The following is a 14,934-nucleotide window of genomic DNA, read 5'->3' as shown; positions in this document are numbered from 1 at the left end:
AATCTACCGCCGCACGATCGAGCCGTTGCGGCCGATCAGGCGGGCGAGCTGGCGGAAGCGGCTGCCGACGCGGTCGGCGACGATGTCGCCGAGCCGGTGCTCGAACACCAGCATCAGATTGCGGTCCTGGCTGCGGAAATGGGTGGCCGGCAGCACGCCCGGACGCGCGGCCGAGATCAGATGCGCGACGCGGAACGCCGCGCCGAGCAGGCGGGCGCGATCGAGCTGGGCTGGCGTCAGCAGCTCCTGCGTGGTGGCCGGCGGCTGGTTTTCTTCGCTTAAGCCCGCATAGCGATAGAACACGGACAGGCCGACGAAGGCGCGTTCGGTGTGGGTGATCGCGCCGAAATTGGCGTTGACGACGAGGCTCAGCGTCTGCTCGCCGCGATGATCCGGGTGCACGCGCCAGCCGATGTCGGAGAGCAGGCAGGCGGTGTGGCGAAGGCGGCGATCCTCCGGCGTCTCACGCAGCTTCACCACGCGCGCCAGGCGGTCGGTCCAGGCAATCAGCTCGCGGGCGTGTCTGGCCGAGCGCGACAGCAGCTGGTTCAGCTCCTCGGCGGCGCAGATCAGTCCGTCCTTGTTGCGCTCGGACTCCGTCAGCTTCTCGTGCAGCAGGCCTTCGCGCACGCCGAAGGTCGAGAACACGATGGTCTTTGGCTTTGCCACGCGGATGATGTGCTCGAGCACCAGCGCTGCATAGGTGAGGAGCGGGCGGCGGGCATCGGCGACGACCTCGATGTCGGCGAGCGTGTTGCTGGCGGCAAGACGGCGCAGCCGGCGAGAAAAGTCGAGCGCCTCGGCGGCCGGAATCGAATAGCCGTGCATCACCTGGAGCGGATAGCCGCTCTGGATGATGTGGATGCGCGCGAGCGCGCGCCAGGTGCCGCCGACGGCGTAGAAGGTGCGGCCGCGGCCCGCGGCGAGCAGCTCGACCTCGTCGATCTCCTCGCGCACGATGCGGTCGGCGCGCTTGATCGATTTGTGCGCGAGGTCCTGGAGCGCGAGGCCGCCGAGCGGCAGCGTCACGCCGCTACGCACTCTGTTCTTGCGCACGTCGATCAGTTCGAGCGAGCCGCCGCCGAGATCGCCGACGATGCCGTCGGGATGATGGATGCCGGAGATCACGCCGAGCGCCGACAGCCGCGCCTCGCGCGGGCCGGACAGGATCTCGATCTTCACCGCGCAGATCCGCTCGGCCTTGGCGATGAAGTCCGGGCCGTTGGAGGCGTCGCGGCAGGCCGCGGTCGCGATCGCGAACACGCGGCCGACCTGCATCACGCGGCACAGCGCACGGAATCGCTTCAGCGACGTCAGCGCCTTGTCGACCGCGTCAGGCGCGAGCAGGCCCGTGCTCTGCACCTCGCGCCCGAGGCCGCACAGCGTCTTCTCGTTGAAGATCGGAATGAGGCTTCGCGTCAGTCCTTCATAGACGACGAGACGGACCGAGTTGGAGCCGATGTCGATGACCGCGACGCTCGAGCCGCGCTTGCGCGGCCGCTTCACGTCGACGGTCCCGGATCAGGATTGATGACGTTCATTACGGCGCGTGAGGCGGCGCGGCGAGGATTCCTTGAGCGACTTTCCACGGCCAGACAGACTCGGATTTGTCATGAAGTAGTTGTGCACGTTGAAAGGCTCCTCGCCCTTCGCGGCCTTCATACGCGTTGAGGACCCGTCCGGCAACAATTGCCAGCTCTGCTCATTGTCCTTCAGATTCGCGACCATGATCTGTTCGAGAACCTGCTGATGCACCGTGGGATTTTGCAGCGGACACAGCACCTCGACGCGGCGGTCGAGGTTGCGCGGCATCATGTCGGCCGAGGAGATATACACAGCCGCTTTCGCGCTCGGCAGGCCCTGACCCATGCCGAAGCAGTAGATTCGGCCGTGTTCCAGGAAGCGTCCGATGATCGACTTGACCCGGATATTCTCCGACAGACCGGGGATGCCGGGCCTGAGGCAACAGATGCCGCGCACCACGAGCTCGACCTGCACGCCGGCTTGCGAGGCTTCATAGAGCGCGTCGATGATGTCGGGATCGACCAGCGCATTCATCTTCATCCAGACCGCACCGGGACGGCCGTGCTGCGCATGCGCAGTCTCGCCCTGGATGTGCTCGATGATGCGCTTGCGCAAGGTCAGCGGCGACACCGCCATCTTCTCCAGATCGCTCGGCGCGGCATAGCCGGTGATGAAGTTGAATACGCGCGCGGCGTCGCGGCCGATGGTCGGATCGGAGGTGAAATAGGAGAGGTCGGTGTAGATGCGTGCGGTGACCGGATGGTAATTGCCGGTGCCGGTGTGGACGTAAGTGGTGAGACTGCCGCCCTCGCGGCGCACCACCATCGAGAGCTTTGCGTGCGTCTTCAATTCGAGGAAGCCGTAGACCACCTGCACGCCAGCGCGCTCGAGGTCGCGCGCCCAGCGGATGTTGGCTTCCTCGTCGAAGCGCGCCTTCAACTCGATCAGGGCGGTGACGGACTTGCCGGCTTCGGCAGCCTCCGCGAGCGCGCGCACGATCGGCGAGTTGTTGGAGGTGCGATAGAGCGTCTGCTTGATCGCGACGACATCAGGGTCGCGCGCGGCCTGCTGCAGGAACTGCACGACCACGTCGAAGGATTCGTAAGGATGATGGACGATGAGGTCCTTCTGGCGGATCGCGGCGAAGATGTCGCCGCCGTGCTCGCGCACGCGCTCGGGATGGCGCGGCACGTAGGGGGTGAATTCGAGGTCGGGCCGGTCGAGGCGGGTGAGTTGCGAGAGCTCGTTCATGGCGAGCACGCCGTCGACCAGGAACACCTCGTCATCGGCCGCCGACAGCGCGTGCTGCACGAAGCTGCGCAGCTCCTCCGGCATCTTGCCGTCGATCTCGAGCCGGATCACCGATCCGCGGCGGCGGCGCTTCAGCGCGGTCTCGAACAGGCGGACGAGGTCTTCGGCCTCTTCCTCGATTTCGAGCTCGGAGTCGCGGATGATGCGGAAGGCGCCCTGGCCGTGCAGATTGTAGCCGGGGAACAGGCGGTTGATGAACAGGCCGGTGGCCTGCTCCAGCGAGATTAGCCGCACCTTGCCCTCGGCGGGCAGGCGGATGAAGCGGTCGATCTTGCCGGGCATGCGGATCAGCGCGTTCATCTGCTTGCCGTCGGCCTCCCGCGTCAGCTGGAGCGCCATGGTGAAGCCGAGGCTCGGAATGAACGGGAAGGGATGGGCCGGGTCGATCGCGAGCGGCGTCAGCAGCGGGAACACGTTGTTGAGAAAGTAGTCCTCGATCCAGGTCCGCTCCGCCTTGGTGACGTCCTTGCCGTCGACCAGGACGATGCCGACATCGGCCAGTGTGGCGCGCAGATCGCGCCAGATCGCCTGCTGGTCAGAGGCGAGCTGGGAGACGGTGCGGTTGATCAGCGCGAGCTGCTCAGACGGCGTCAGGCCGTCAGGCGCACGTTCGGCAATGCCCTCGCGCACCTGGGCCTTGATGCCGGCGACGCGGACCATGAAGAACTCGTCCAGGTTATTCGCCGATATCGACAGGAATCGCACCCGCTCCAGCACGGGATGGCTGGGATTGACCGATTCCTCGAGAACGCGGCGATTGAAATGCAGCCAGGACAGCTCGCGATTGATGAACCGCTCGGGGCTTGAGGCGATCGCCGGCAGGCCTTCGGCCTCGGGAGCTTTTTCTTTAGTTTCAACGGCTTGCGCTGATTCCATGAGAAGTCGATCCATCCAGTTCGCCCCACTTTGCGACTTATGCGCAAAAACCGGCGGGAGCATGTGTTAGTGCGATGACGTTTCGATGACATTGATGTTCCGCCGCCCGCCGCGTCAAGCGGCCCTGGTCGGAGCGGGCACCTCAGGCATCCCGGAGCAGCTCCGCGGCCAGCGCCCTCGTGACGGGACGGCCGAGCCGGAGGGCCTCGCTGTCGAGCAACTCCACCGCCTGCCGGGCGGCGGCCGAAGACCGCTCCAGGCGGGTGGCGAGGTAGCTGACCACGCTCTCGTCCACCGTGAGCTGGCGGTCGGCGCAGAACTTGACGATCAGGCCGCGGAACAGCTGGTCGTCGGGGGGCAGCAGCTGGACCACGGGCACGGCGCGCAGGCGCGAGCGCAGGTCGCGCAGCTCGATCTCGAGCGATGCCGGCACCTCGCGTCCGGAGAAGAGGACGTAGGCGCCGTCCTCGCGGGCAAGGTTCATGAGGTGGAAAAGGGCACGCTCGTCAAAATCCCCGGCCTTGAGATCCTCGACCACCAGCGCGCCGGTGGCGAGCGCGCCCGGAACGTCTGCGGCAGTCAGCGTATCGGCCATGGTCGAGCGGGCGCCTGATAGCTCGGCCCAGATCGCGGCGAGATGGCTCTTGCCGCTGCCTTCCGGGCCGGTCAGCCACATGATCCGGTTCGGCCATTCCGGCCAGCCGTCGATCAACGCAAGGCCAGCGGCGTTGGCCGGACCTTCGAGAAAATTGTCCCGGCTCAGGCTCTCCGCATGCGGAAGCGAAAACGCCAATTGTCGGGGATGAACGCGGCCTGCCACGCTTGCTTTGCTCCATGCCGGCGCGCCGGCTGCGTTTGATGAGATTCGATTTGATCGAGCGGGAGTTGGCCTTTTGCGGGGGCCAAGTCCTCAACTCACAAGTCCTCGACTCACAAAGTCCCAGCTCATTTGCCGTCGATCGTGCTCATGTGCCGCAGCCACTCGACGAGATAGAGCGACACGGAAGAGAGCGTGAACACCGTGACCAATCCCATCAGGATCATATCATAGGGCGCCGGCTTGAAGCCGAAGGCAAGCGCCGCCAGCACCAGGGCCGCATAGGCGACCTGGGCGACTGTGTTTAGCTTGGATACTTTCGACGGTTTCATCTCGACCGGCTTGTCGAACAGCCAGGATACCATCACCGCCGCCACGATCATGATGTCGCGTGACACCACAAGGATCACGATCCAGCGCGGGATGTCGCCCCAGATGCCGAGCGCGAGATAGATCGACACCAGCAGCGCCTTGTCGGCGAGCGGGTCGAGCAGGGCGCCGAGCTCGCTCGCCATGTTGAAGCGCTTGGCCAGGAAGCCGTCGACGGCGTCGCTGATGCCGGCAATCAGGAAGACCGCGAACGCGACCTCCATTTGGCTCGACACGATGGCCCAGACGATGATCGGGACCAGCATGATGCGGCCCAGGGTAATGACGTTCGGAATACTCACACGGCGCTTCCCGGCACCCGACCTGACTTCGAATCCGGCCTCCAAGAGGCCGAACCGGTTGATATCTCTACATAGTATAGGGCGGGGCGCCACGCTTGCCATTGCGCGTCCCCGGAATTCGACGTAACCAGCCGCAAACCCACTGGAAATCGGGCATGACCGACCGCAAAAACGGCCTCACTTACGCCGATTCAGGCGTCGATATCGACGCGGGCAACCGCCTGGTCGACCTGATCAAGCCGATGGTGCGCGCCACGGCACGTCCCGGCGCCGACGCGGAGATCGGCGGCTTCGGCGGCCTGTTCGACCTCAAGGCGGCTGGTTTCAAGGACCCGGTCCTGGTTGCCGCCACGGACGGCGTGGGAACCAAGGTCAAGATCGCGATCGAGACCGGCCTGCATGGCGGGATCGGCATCGACCTCGTCGCCATGAGCGTCAACGACCTCGTGGTGCAGGGCGCCGAGCCGCTGTTCTTCCTGGACTATTTTGCCTGCGGCAAGCTCGACCCCGAGGCGACCGCGTCGATCGTCGCGGGCGTAGCCGAAGGCTGCCGCGAATCCGGCTGCGCTCTGATCGGCGGCGAGACTGCCGAGATGCCCGGCCTCTACAAGGACGGCGACTACGACCTCGGCGGCTTCGCCGTCGGCGCCGCGGAGCGGGGCACGCTGCTGCCGCGCAAGGACATCGCCGCGGGCGATGCCGTGATCGGCCTTGCTTCCTCGGGCGTGCACTCCAATGGCTTCTCGCTGGTGCGCAAGATCGTGGAACAATCCGGCCTCGGCTTCGAGGCACCGGCGCCGTTCGCGCCCGTGATGACGCTCGGCGGCGCGTTGCTGACGCCGACGCGGCTCTACGTTAAATCCTGCCTGCGCGCGATCCGCGAGACCGGCGCGGTGAAGGGGCTTGCCCATATCACCGGCGGCGGTTTCACCGACAACATTCCGCGCGTGCTGCCGAAGGATCTCGGCGTCGGCATTGACCTCGCGCGCCTGCCGGTGCTGCCGGTGTTCAAATGGCTGGCCGCACAGGCCGGCATCGCCGAACTCGAAATGCTGCGCACCTTCAACTGCGGCATCGGCATGATCGCCATCGTCGAGCCTGACAAGGTCGACGAGGTCGTGCGGGTGTTCAGCAATGCCGGTGAGACCGTGGCGCAGCTCGGCACCGTGATCCCGGCGGAGGGCGAGCATCGCGTTGTCTACAACGGCCACCTCGATCTGGCGCTGTGATGAAGCGCCGTGTCGCCATCCTGATCTCCGGTCGCGGCTCCAACATGTCCGCGCTGATCAGGGCCGCCACTGCTGCGGATTTTCCGGCGGAGATTTCGCTCGTTATCTCGAACAAGGCGGATGCGGCAGGGCTCGAACGGGCCAAGGCGAGCGGCGTGAAAACGCTGGTGATCGAGAGCAAGCCGTTCGGCAAGGACCGCGCAGGCTTTGAGACGGTGCTGCAGGCAGCGCTCGACCAGCACGGCATCGAGCTGATCTGTCTCGGCGGCTTCATGCGCCTGTTCACGGCCGAGTTCACCAAGGCCTGGTACGGGCGGATGCTCAACATCCATCCCTCGCTGCTGCCGTCGTTCCCGGGCCTGGACCCGCACGGCCAGGCTTTGCGGGCCGGCGTGAAGCTATCTGGCGCGACGGTGCATTTCGTCATCCCCGAGACCGACGCCGGTCCGATCGTGATGCAGGGCGCGGTTCCCGTCAGCGACCACGATACAGGGGAGACGCTGTCGGAGCGCATCCTCGAAGTCGAGCACCGCATTTATCCCGAAGCGCTGCGGCTGCTCGCGACCGGCAAGGTCCGGATCGACGGCGATGTCTGTAAGACGGCCGGCAGCGCTGCGTCGGACAATTTTCTGATTGCGCCGGTGGTGCATTGATGACGTCGCGCCGCGACACGCTCAATCGCCATAAGCAGGTAAAGTCCCCCGGCGGAGCCGGGGGCAACATCATGATCTCTCGCGCGGTGCTTTGAGGGATCAGGAGACCTTGAGGTTTTCCGCGGACGCTTTGCCGCGGTTCTCCACGAGGTCGTATTCAACCACCTGGTTTTCATTGAGAGTCGAGAGTCCGGCGCGCTCGACGGCGGAGATGTGGACGAACACGTCCTTGTCGCTGCCGTTTGGCTTGATGAACCCATAACCCTTGGTCGGGTTGAACCATTTGACGGTGCCCTTTTGCGGCATCCTCAGTCTCCTCCACTAGATACAAAAAAGACGCGGCCGCTGTTCGCGTGCCACGCCACAAACGGGCTTGCGGAAGTCTGTTCGAGTCTTGAGTCTCAATGTCGCGAAACGCACAGCCGAGCGGCCAATTCCGATTGTGTCCAATATTGCAACATGAAAATCGCCCGTTAGCAAGCCACACGCGAATTTCAAGAGCGGCCCGGCCGCAGCCAGCCGCTATTTCCAACCTGTGGCAGCGGAACCACAATCCGGGGCAATCACTGCGGGTCGCGCGTCGCGCCCGGTTGACCCACCGTTGCAGTTCAGCGCAAATCGTCGCATGCAGCGCGGTACGTGTTGCATTTTTGCGCATCGTTTTTCGCTTTGGGATTTTGTCGTTATGCGCTGCGCTTCGCAGCTCTCGGGGATACGGAAGACGATCGGGTTGGAACGGGGCCGTGGAATGACCACGATCCTGCGCGACAGGGCAATTGCCAGGTTGATTGTCACGGCAATCGTGCTGGCATTTGGCCTGATGACGGCTGCCACTCCCGGCTTCGCGCAGAGGCGGCCAGTGCCGCCGATGCCATCGCCGACGTCGGCCAGTGACGATCAGTCCGCCGGCAACAGCATGCTCGATCTCGGTTCGGGATTCCTGGAGCGTCTCGGCAACCAGGCGTCGGGTGGCTTCAACCGCGCGCTTCGCAACAATCCAGGTGGCGGCGGCGCATCGGCGAGCATGGAAGATCCGCGCTACCGCAGCTGGTTCGAGGGCTACGGCATTTCGGTGCGCACCGATGCGCAAGGCGACTTCGCCGGCGACAAGCGCAAGACCTTTGGCGGCGTTGCCGGCTTCGGCGCGCGGCTGGCGCCGGGCGTCAATCTCGGCTTCTCCGTCGACCAGAGCCACACCGATATCGACGTGCCGCTCGCGCTGCAATCCGCAACGCTCGATCTGACGCAGCTCGGCTTTAGCGGTTCGGTCGACAAGGGCCCGTGGACCTGGGCCTTCGCGGTGGTGCACGGCCTCGGCAAGGTCCGCTCCAGCCGCGACACCGGCTTCGGCCTTGCGACCGCAGGCTATCATGCCGCGGTCGGTGGCGCTCTGACCGAGATCAGCTATTACTGGACCAAGGACCAGATGCGGATCGTGCCCAAGGGCGCGGTCGAATATGTGCGCGCCACCAGCGCCGCGTTCCAGGAGGCCGGCGGGCTTGATCCGCTCAATGTCGGTTCCACCGCGCTCTCACGCGCGCGCGTTATGGTCGGCGCCGAGATCGGCCGCTACTTCACCTTCGACCAGAAGATCCTGGATCTGTCAGCCTATGGCAAGTTCGTCGACAATTTCCACCAGGACTTGGGGTCGATTCAGGTCAGCCTGGGGACCCAGAGCATCGTCGTCCCCGGCATCGGCGAGAGCCGCTACGGCATGGATGCCGGCGCCTCGGCCTCGCTCAGCCTGACCAATTCCGCGCGGCTCTACGTCAATTATGATGGCAAGTTCCGCAACGAGCTGACCTCGCACCAGGGCACGGTCGGCTTCGAATACAGATGGTAGACGGCGCCACGCCCGTCTATGTCGGCGTCGCCGCGACATATCCGGTCAGTCCAAAACCCTCGCGCGCAGTCGTCATCATCGGCACCAACGCGTTCGGATGGATGAACTCGTCACGGAAGCAGGGATAGGTTTTGGGATCGAAGATCTTCTTCAGCCAGTCGACCACGATCTTGTGGCGCTCGGAGCTGCGGAACTCCCTGTGATAGGTGAGCCAGAGATCGGCGTGATGGCTGACACCGAGATCGACGGCAACGAGCGGCGCGCCGAGCGCGATCGACACGGTCGGCAGGAAGCCGATGCCGGCGCCGCGTTCGACCGCATAGAGCGCGCCGACCGAGGAATTGGTCTTGATCCCGACGATGCCCTCCAGCGACGACAGTCCGAGAATGCGGGCATAGGCCGTGTCATCGACCTGCGGTGCGGTCTGCTTGACGATGCGGTGGTTGTTCAGCTCGGCGAGCGTTGTCGGCACGCCATAAAGGTTCTCGTACTCCCGGGAGACGAAGGGATAGATGTGCAGACGGCCGAGCCTGACGACGATCAGATCGGGATTGGTCGGCGGCTCGAGCTGGATTGCGATGTCGGACTCGAGCCGCGCGACGTCGGCCTGCTCCATCGCGCAGCGCAGATCGACCGTGATCTTGCGGTAGGTCTTCTGGAAGTCGATCAGCCGCGGCAGGATCCAGAAATTGCCGGGGCCTTCCGTCACCGCAACACGCACGGTACCGGCGGTGTCGTTCGACGATCGCGAGGCGCGGCGGAAGACGTTGAAGGCGTGGCGCTCCATGTGCGCGACGTCGGCGATCATCGCGGTGCCTTCGTCGCTGAGCGTCAGTCCGCTCTGGTCGCGCAGGAACAGCTTGCAGCCGATGCTCTCTTCGAGCCGGTCGATCCTGCGCATCAAGGTGGTGGAGGTGAGCCCGAGTTCTTCGGCAGCGTTGCGGAAACTTTTATACTTTGCGCACGCTAAAAACAGTTTCAAATCGTCCCAGGACGCATCCAGGGCTTCTTCACGGTGCTGCGTCATCGCAGCACCCCGTTGCAATAACTGCTGCATACTCCTGATCCCCAACCGCTAAGCTCGACGTCGTAGCGGGGCACTAAGGCCTCGAACGATAGAGGCGCGACATGGTTATGGAAAGGGACTCGTTTGCCACAAGGCATGATTTCGATGCCTTGCCCCTGAGCCCGGACGTCGACGTCCGTTGCGCGCGATTTTCCGAAATTTCGATGCTTTCCGAAATGGCGCACCGGCTGGTGCCGGGCGTGCAGATCGACGCGGCGGAGCTTGCGAGATATCTCTCGTTCGATCCTCAGAGCATCCTGACGTTCAGCCGCAAGGGCAGGCTGCTCGGTGGCATGGCCTTCCTGTTTCTCAACGACCGCGGCCACGATGCGCTGCTGCTCGACGAGATCTGCCTCACCGCGCCGGAGACGCACCATCTCGCCTCCGCGAGGGACGATGTTGCTGCCATCTACATCTGGGCGATCGCGGCGACGGGCCGCGGCATCGCCGGTCTCGGTAAGGCTGCGGCTCATCTGCGACAGCTAAGGTTTCGCAACGCCGATTGCTATGCGCAGCCGTCAACCGTGGCCGGCCGCGACATCATGAAGGCGACGGGCTTCGAGCCTGTCCCGAGCTTCCAGCCCGATCTCTGGTGCTACGAGCGCCCTTGGCGTCGGCAGCCGTTGCGCATGCCGGGCGCGATCATCCAAGCAAGGAGTTTTGCAGATGCACGGTACTAGGATTCCTCTCGCCAAGCCCGACTCCCGCGCCATCACCATCCGCCTCGCGCGCGATCCCAGCGATCTCATGCTGGTCACCGCCATCCGCTCCGCCGTCTATCTCGCCGAGCAGGATTGCCCGTTCGAGGAAGAGTTCGACGGCAACGACATGGTCGCCGCGCACTTCATCGGCTATGTCGGCAACGAGCCCGCCGGCTGCCTGCGGGTGCGCTTCTTCGGCGATTTTGCCAAGGTGGAGCGGCTCGCGGTGCGTCACCAATATCGGCGCTCGCGCGTTTCGTTCAAGCTGGTGCAGGCGAGCGTCGATTATGTGAAGCGCAAGGGCTTTCGCAAGATCTACGGCCAGGCGCAGGACCGGCTGGTCGATTTCTGGGCCCATTTCGGCGCCAAGCCGCTCGGCCACAACCGCAAGATCACCTTCTCGGATTTCTCCTACACGGAGATGTTGCTGGAGATCGAGCCGGGGCCGGACGCCATCACGCTGGACAGCGATCCCTATGTGATCATCCGGCCCGAGGGCGATTGGGACCGGGCCGGCGTGCTCGACGCATCCGCGGGGCGGGCGGTGACCTCGCCGCTGCGGGACCTCGCACTCGCCGATCGCTGAAACCGGTGCAGTTGCGCGCAAGATCATGCTGATCTCCGCTGACGACGATCCGCCGATCCTGATCTGCGCGGATCTCCAGGTCGAATATCTGACCCCCGGGCGCCGCCACGTCATTTTCGACGGCGAGGCCGCCACCGCGTGTTGCCTGGAACTGCTCACCCTGTGGCGCGGCAATCTCTGGCCGGTGATGCATCTGAAGCGCGTCGCCCAGGCGGCCTGGTTCAATCCGGCATCGAGGCTGACCGATTGGATCGCGGAGGCGAAGCCGCGCCCGGGCGAGATGACATTCGAGCACCCGCTGCCATCGGCCTACAGCTCGCCGCGGTTCGTGGACTACATGTCCAGTATCCGCAATGTGCGCTGCATTCTGATCGGCTTTTCGCTCGATGAAACCATCCTGGCCACCGCCATCGACGGGTTTCACCGCAGCCATCGCTACCGGGCGATCGGCGATGCCGTGGCCTGCCGGCAGCCGGGCACAGGCGGTGCCATCGCCTACAAGCATGCGCTAGTGAATGTCATCGCGAATTTTGCTACAATCCAGTCCAGCGCCGAACTGATCAGAACCAGCGGCGCCGTTGCGGTGTAGGCGGCCGCGATCGGCGGATGGGGTGAGACATTGTCACGGGGAGACGAGCTCAAGGAGCTGGCGAGCGACCTGTCGCGTGCGGCCGAGAGGGCGCGCCGGCTTGGCTTGCCCACCACGGTCTATCTGCTCTCGATGGCGCTCGTCGAGGTGAGGGAAGCTGTCGCCGCCGATGACGGAGATGACGATGGCGCTGCGTGAGCGCTGCCCCGTGTGAGGCTCCCATATGCCACTTCCTCCCATATGCCACTTCCTATGTGCGGCTTTGTGCATCGCTGCTGAGCGCTGGCTGCCGATGAATTGACGTTGCAAGGCTTGCCTCGTCGCAATAGCCAAGTAACTTGCTGATCAGTGACGACGCTGGCCCGCCGGCGACCTGACCAGTCAAGGGATCCCTGAAAATGTCCATGCTGCCCAATTCGCAAGAGGCCCGGGATGTGGCCTACCAGCTCCATCCCTACACCAATGCGCGCACCCATGAGCAGGCTGGTCCCCTGGTGATCGAGCGCGGCGAGGGGCCTTACGTGTTCGATGCAGCCGGCAAGCGCTATTTCGAGGCGATGGCGGGCCTGTGGAGCGTCGGGCTCGGCTTCAACGAGAAGCGGTTGGTCGAGGCCGCGCACAAGCAGATGCTGGCACTGCCGTTTTACCACACCTTCTCCGCCAAATCGCATGGGCCCTCGATTGATCTCGCCGAGAAGCTGGTCGCGCTCGCGCCTGTCACGATGAGCAAGGTGTTCTTCACCAATTCCGGCTCGGAGGCGAACGACACCGTCCTCAAGCTGATCGCCTATCGCTCCAATGCGCTCGGCCAGCCGCAGCGCAAGAAGGTGATCAGCCGCCTGCGCGCCTATCACGGCGTCACCATCGCATCGGCCAGCCTCACGGGCCTGCCGAACAACCACCGTTCGTTCGACCTGCCGCTGCCGAACATCCTGCACACCGGCTCGCCCCATTTCTACAAGGACGGTGCGCCCGGCGAGAGCGAGCAGGCGTTCGCGACGCGCCGGGCAGAGGAGCTCGACGCGCTGATCCAGAAGGAAGGGCCTGATACGATCGCGGCCTTCTTCGGCGAGCCGGTGATGGGCGCGGGCGGCGTGATCGTGCCCCCGGCAACCTATTGGGACAAGATCCAGGCCGTCCTGAAGAAGTACGACATCCTGCTGGTCGCCGACGAGGTGATCTGCGGCTTCGGCCGCACCGGCAAGATGTTCGGCTGCGAGACCTATGGCATCAAGCCCGATGCGATCGTCGTCTCAAAGCAGATCACCTCGAGCTATTTCCCGCTGTCGGCGATCATCCTGAACGACCGCATGTTCGAGCCGATCGCCGACGAGAGCAACAAGATCGGCGTGCTCGGTCACGGCTTTACCGCGGGCGGTCATCCGGTCGGCTCGGCGATCGCGCTCGAGAACCTGAAGATCATCGAGGAGCGCGGCCTGGTGGCGCATGCTGCCGAGCTCGGCGGCTACATGCAGGGCAGGCTGCGTGAGCTCGCCAGCCACCCGCTGGTCGGCGAGGTCCGCGGCGTCGGCATGATCGCAGCGATCGAGCTCGTGCTCGACAAGGGCCGCAAGACGGCCGCCAGCACGCCCGGCGCCGTCGGCGGCATCGCCAGCCGCATGCTCCAGGAGCGCGGCGTGATCTCGCGCAACATGCTGGATGCCATTGCCATCTGCCCGCCGCTGATCGTCACCAAGAGCCAGATCGACGAGCTGGTCGCGGCGATCTCGGGCGTGCTGGAGGATATGAAAGGCGAAGTAGCGAAGCTGACGCCGGCGTAGGGCAATGCTGTCGCGTCAAATTTCGTCATTGCGAGCGTAGCGAAGCAATCCAGAATCTCTCCTCGGCAACAGTCTGGATTGCTTCGTCGCAAGAGCTCCTCGCAATGACGGAAGTAGCGGCTGTGGCCAACCGCCTACGCCCGCTGAACGCCGACCACGCGGCCCTTCTCGATCGCCAGCGCCAGCTCGCCGCGCTTGAGCTTCAGCGCTGCCTCGCCGAACAGCTCGCGTCGCCAGCCGCGCAAGGCGGGCACATCGGCCTCGTCATCGGCCGCGATCTCCTCGAGATCGTCGACGGTCGCGATCACCTTGCTGGCCACTGCGTGGCGCTCGGCGGTCATGCGCAGCAGCACCTTCAAGAGTTCGACGATGGCGGCGCCGTTATTGTTGTTGCGCGGCTTCTCCAGCTTCGGCAGCGTGGAGAAATCTCGTGCGAGGCCACGCTCGACCGCGGCGACGATGTCCGCGCCCCATTTGGATTTCTCAAATCCCTTCGGCACGGAGCGCAGGTTTGCGAGCTTTTCCAGCGTGGTCGGCGCGTGGGTCGCGATGTCGCTGACGGCCTCGTCGCGCAGCACGCGGCCGCGCGGCACGTCGCGGCTCTGGGCTTCCTGCTCGCGCCAGGCAGCCACTTCCATCAGCACGGCGAGATCCTTCGGCTTGCGCACGCGCGTCTTCAGCCGCTCCCAGGCGCGCTCGGGATGGAAGTCGTAGGTCCTGGGCGAGGTCAGGACTTCCATCTCGATCGAGACCCATTCGCTGCGGCGGCGCTTCTTCAGGTCGGCATCGAGCGCGGCGAACACGTCGCGCAAATGCGTGACGTCGGACACCGCATAGTGCATCTGCTCCTTGGTCAGCGGACGGCGCGACCAGTCGGTGAAGCGATGGGTCTTGTCCGGGCGGTGGCCGGTGACCTTCTCGACCAGGGCGTCATAGGCGATGCTGTCGCCATAGCCGAGCACCATAGCCGCGACCTGGGTATCGAACACCGGGTGCGGGATGATGCCGGCCTGGTGCCAGATGATCTCGATGTCCTGGCGCGCGGCGTGGAACACCTTCAGCACGCCCTCATTGCCCATCAGTTCGAAGAACGGCTTGAGGTCGATGCCCGGAGCCAGGGTGTCAATCACCACGGCTTCCTCGGCGCTGGCCATCTGCACCACGCAAAGCAGCGGGTAGTAGGTGGTTTCGCGCAGGAATTCTGTATCGACGGTTATGACGGGGTGCTTGGCCAGCCGGCTGCAGGCAGCCGCGAGGTCAGCGGTGGTGGTAATCAAATCCATGAAC

15 protein-coding genes are annotated in these 14,934 nt (G+C 64.7%); 8 read left to right on the top strand and 7 right to left on the bottom strand.

Translation table 11 applies throughout. The features are described 5' to 3' along the window. Nucleotides 1–3: 3 nt before the first annotated feature. The 4 genes from ppx to JJB99_RS21600 form a co-directional block, all read right to left on the bottom strand. On the bottom strand, nt 4–1,506 hold the full coding sequence (gene ppx / locus JJB99_RS21615; RefSeq protein ID WP_200494341.1) for an exopolyphosphatase: 1,503 nt from the start codon (nt 1,504–1,506) through the stop codon (nt 4–6). Between the two features lie 15 nt (nt 1,507–1,521). Beyond that, nucleotides 1,522–3,711, bottom strand: coding sequence for an RNA degradosome polyphosphate kinase (locus JJB99_RS21610; RefSeq protein ID WP_200494340.1), 2,190 nt, complete (start codon nt 3,709–3,711; stop codon nt 1,522–1,524). A 142-nt stretch (nt 3,712–3,853) separates the two neighbouring features. Further along, the gene (locus JJB99_RS21605) at nt 3,854–4,531 is read right to left on the bottom strand and encodes a DnaA ATPase domain-containing protein (RefSeq protein WP_200494339.1); all 678 of its coding nucleotides are present in this window, start codon (nt 4,529–4,531) and stop codon (nt 3,854–3,856) included. A 125-nt stretch (nt 4,532–4,656) separates the two neighbouring features. After that, nucleotides 4,657–5,199 (bottom strand): CDP-alcohol phosphatidyltransferase family protein, encoded by a 543-nt coding sequence (locus tag JJB99_RS21600; protein ID WP_200494338.1) that lies wholly within the window; start codon nt 5,197–5,199, stop codon nt 4,657–4,659. Nucleotides 5,200–5,354: 155 nt separating this feature from the next. On the opposite strand from JJB99_RS21600, the gene purM reads away from it, so the two are divergent. Together purM and purN are read left to right on the top strand one after the other, a co-directional pair. Continuing rightward, the gene (gene purM, locus JJB99_RS21595) at nt 5,355–6,428 is read left to right on the top strand and encodes a phosphoribosylformylglycinamidine cyclo-ligase (RefSeq protein WP_200494337.1); all 1,074 of its coding nucleotides are present in this window, start codon (nt 5,355–5,357) and stop codon (nt 6,426–6,428) included. After that, nucleotides 6,428–7,081 (top strand): phosphoribosylglycinamide formyltransferase, encoded by a 654-nt coding sequence (gene purN, locus JJB99_RS21590; RefSeq protein ID WP_200494336.1) that lies wholly within the window; start codon nt 6,428–6,430, stop codon nt 7,079–7,081. The genes purM and purN overlap by 1 nt, the downstream gene beginning before the upstream one ends. A gap of 99 nt (nt 7,082–7,180) precedes the next feature. On the opposite strand, the gene JJB99_RS21585 is transcribed toward purN, so the two are convergent. Continuing rightward, nucleotides 7,181–7,387 carry a cold-shock protein gene (locus tag JJB99_RS21585; RefSeq protein ID WP_007591938.1) on the bottom strand — a complete coding sequence of 69 codons (207 nt, stop codon included), beginning with the start codon at nt 7,385–7,387 and terminating at the stop codon, nt 7,181–7,183. Between the two features lie 379 nt (nt 7,388–7,766). Between JJB99_RS21585 and JJB99_RS21580 the strand changes: the two genes are divergently transcribed. Next, nucleotides 7,767–8,924 (top strand): autotransporter outer membrane beta-barrel domain-containing protein, encoded by a 1,158-nt coding sequence (locus JJB99_RS21580; RefSeq protein ID WP_200494335.1) that lies wholly within the window; start codon nt 7,767–7,769, stop codon nt 8,922–8,924. Nucleotides 8,925–8,940: 16 nt separating this feature from the next. Here the strand turns inward: JJB99_RS21580 and JJB99_RS21575 are convergent, their stop codons facing one another. Beyond that, a complete protein-coding gene (locus JJB99_RS21575; protein ID WP_200494334.1) occupies nt 8,941–9,981 on the bottom strand; it encodes a LysR family transcriptional regulator in 1,041 nt (346 codons plus the stop codon). 71 nt (nt 9,982–10,052) lie between these two features. Here JJB99_RS21575 and JJB99_RS21570 point away from each other — a divergent pair, with 71 nt between their 5' ends. The 5 genes from JJB99_RS21570 (at nt 10,053) to JJB99_RS21550 (ending at nt 13,647) form a co-directional block, all read left to right on the top strand. Then, nucleotides 10,053–10,670: a hypothetical protein gene (locus JJB99_RS21570; RefSeq protein WP_200494333.1), complete on the top strand. Its 618-nt coding sequence runs from the start codon at nt 10,053–10,055 to the stop codon at nt 10,668–10,670. Next, a complete protein-coding gene (locus JJB99_RS21565; protein ID WP_200494332.1) occupies nt 10,657–11,277 on the top strand; it encodes a GNAT family N-acetyltransferase in 621 nt (206 codons plus the stop codon). The genes JJB99_RS21570 and JJB99_RS21565 overlap by 14 nt, the downstream gene beginning before the upstream one ends. 25 nt (nt 11,278–11,302) lie before the next feature. Then, nucleotides 11,303–11,866 (top strand): isochorismatase family protein, encoded by a 564-nt coding sequence (locus JJB99_RS21560; protein ID WP_200494331.1) that lies wholly within the window; start codon nt 11,303–11,305, stop codon nt 11,864–11,866. Between the two features lie 30 nt (nt 11,867–11,896). After that, complete coding sequence (locus JJB99_RS21555; RefSeq protein WP_200494330.1) at nt 11,897–12,064, top strand: hypothetical protein; 168 nt, start codon at nt 11,897–11,899, stop codon at nt 12,062–12,064. 200 nt (nt 12,065–12,264) lie between these two features. Next, nucleotides 12,265–13,647, top strand: a complete 1,383-nt coding sequence (locus JJB99_RS21550; protein WP_200494329.1) for an aspartate aminotransferase family protein — start codon at nt 12,265–12,267, stop codon at nt 13,645–13,647. A gap of 134 nt (nt 13,648–13,781) precedes the next feature. Here JJB99_RS21550 and rnd read toward each other — a convergent pair whose 3' ends face one another. After that, nucleotides 13,782–14,930, bottom strand: coding sequence for a ribonuclease D (gene rnd, locus JJB99_RS21545; protein WP_200494328.1), 1,149 nt, complete (start codon nt 14,928–14,930; stop codon nt 13,782–13,784). Nucleotides 14,931–14,934 lie beyond the last annotated feature (4 nt).

Source organism: Bradyrhizobium diazoefficiens (assembly GCF_016616235.1).
Lineage (GTDB): Bacteria > Pseudomonadota > Alphaproteobacteria > Rhizobiales > Xanthobacteraceae > Bradyrhizobium > Bradyrhizobium diazoefficiens_H.
Note: the sequence above shows the minus strand (reverse complement) of the source record. Positions and strands in the feature narration are given on the sequence as shown.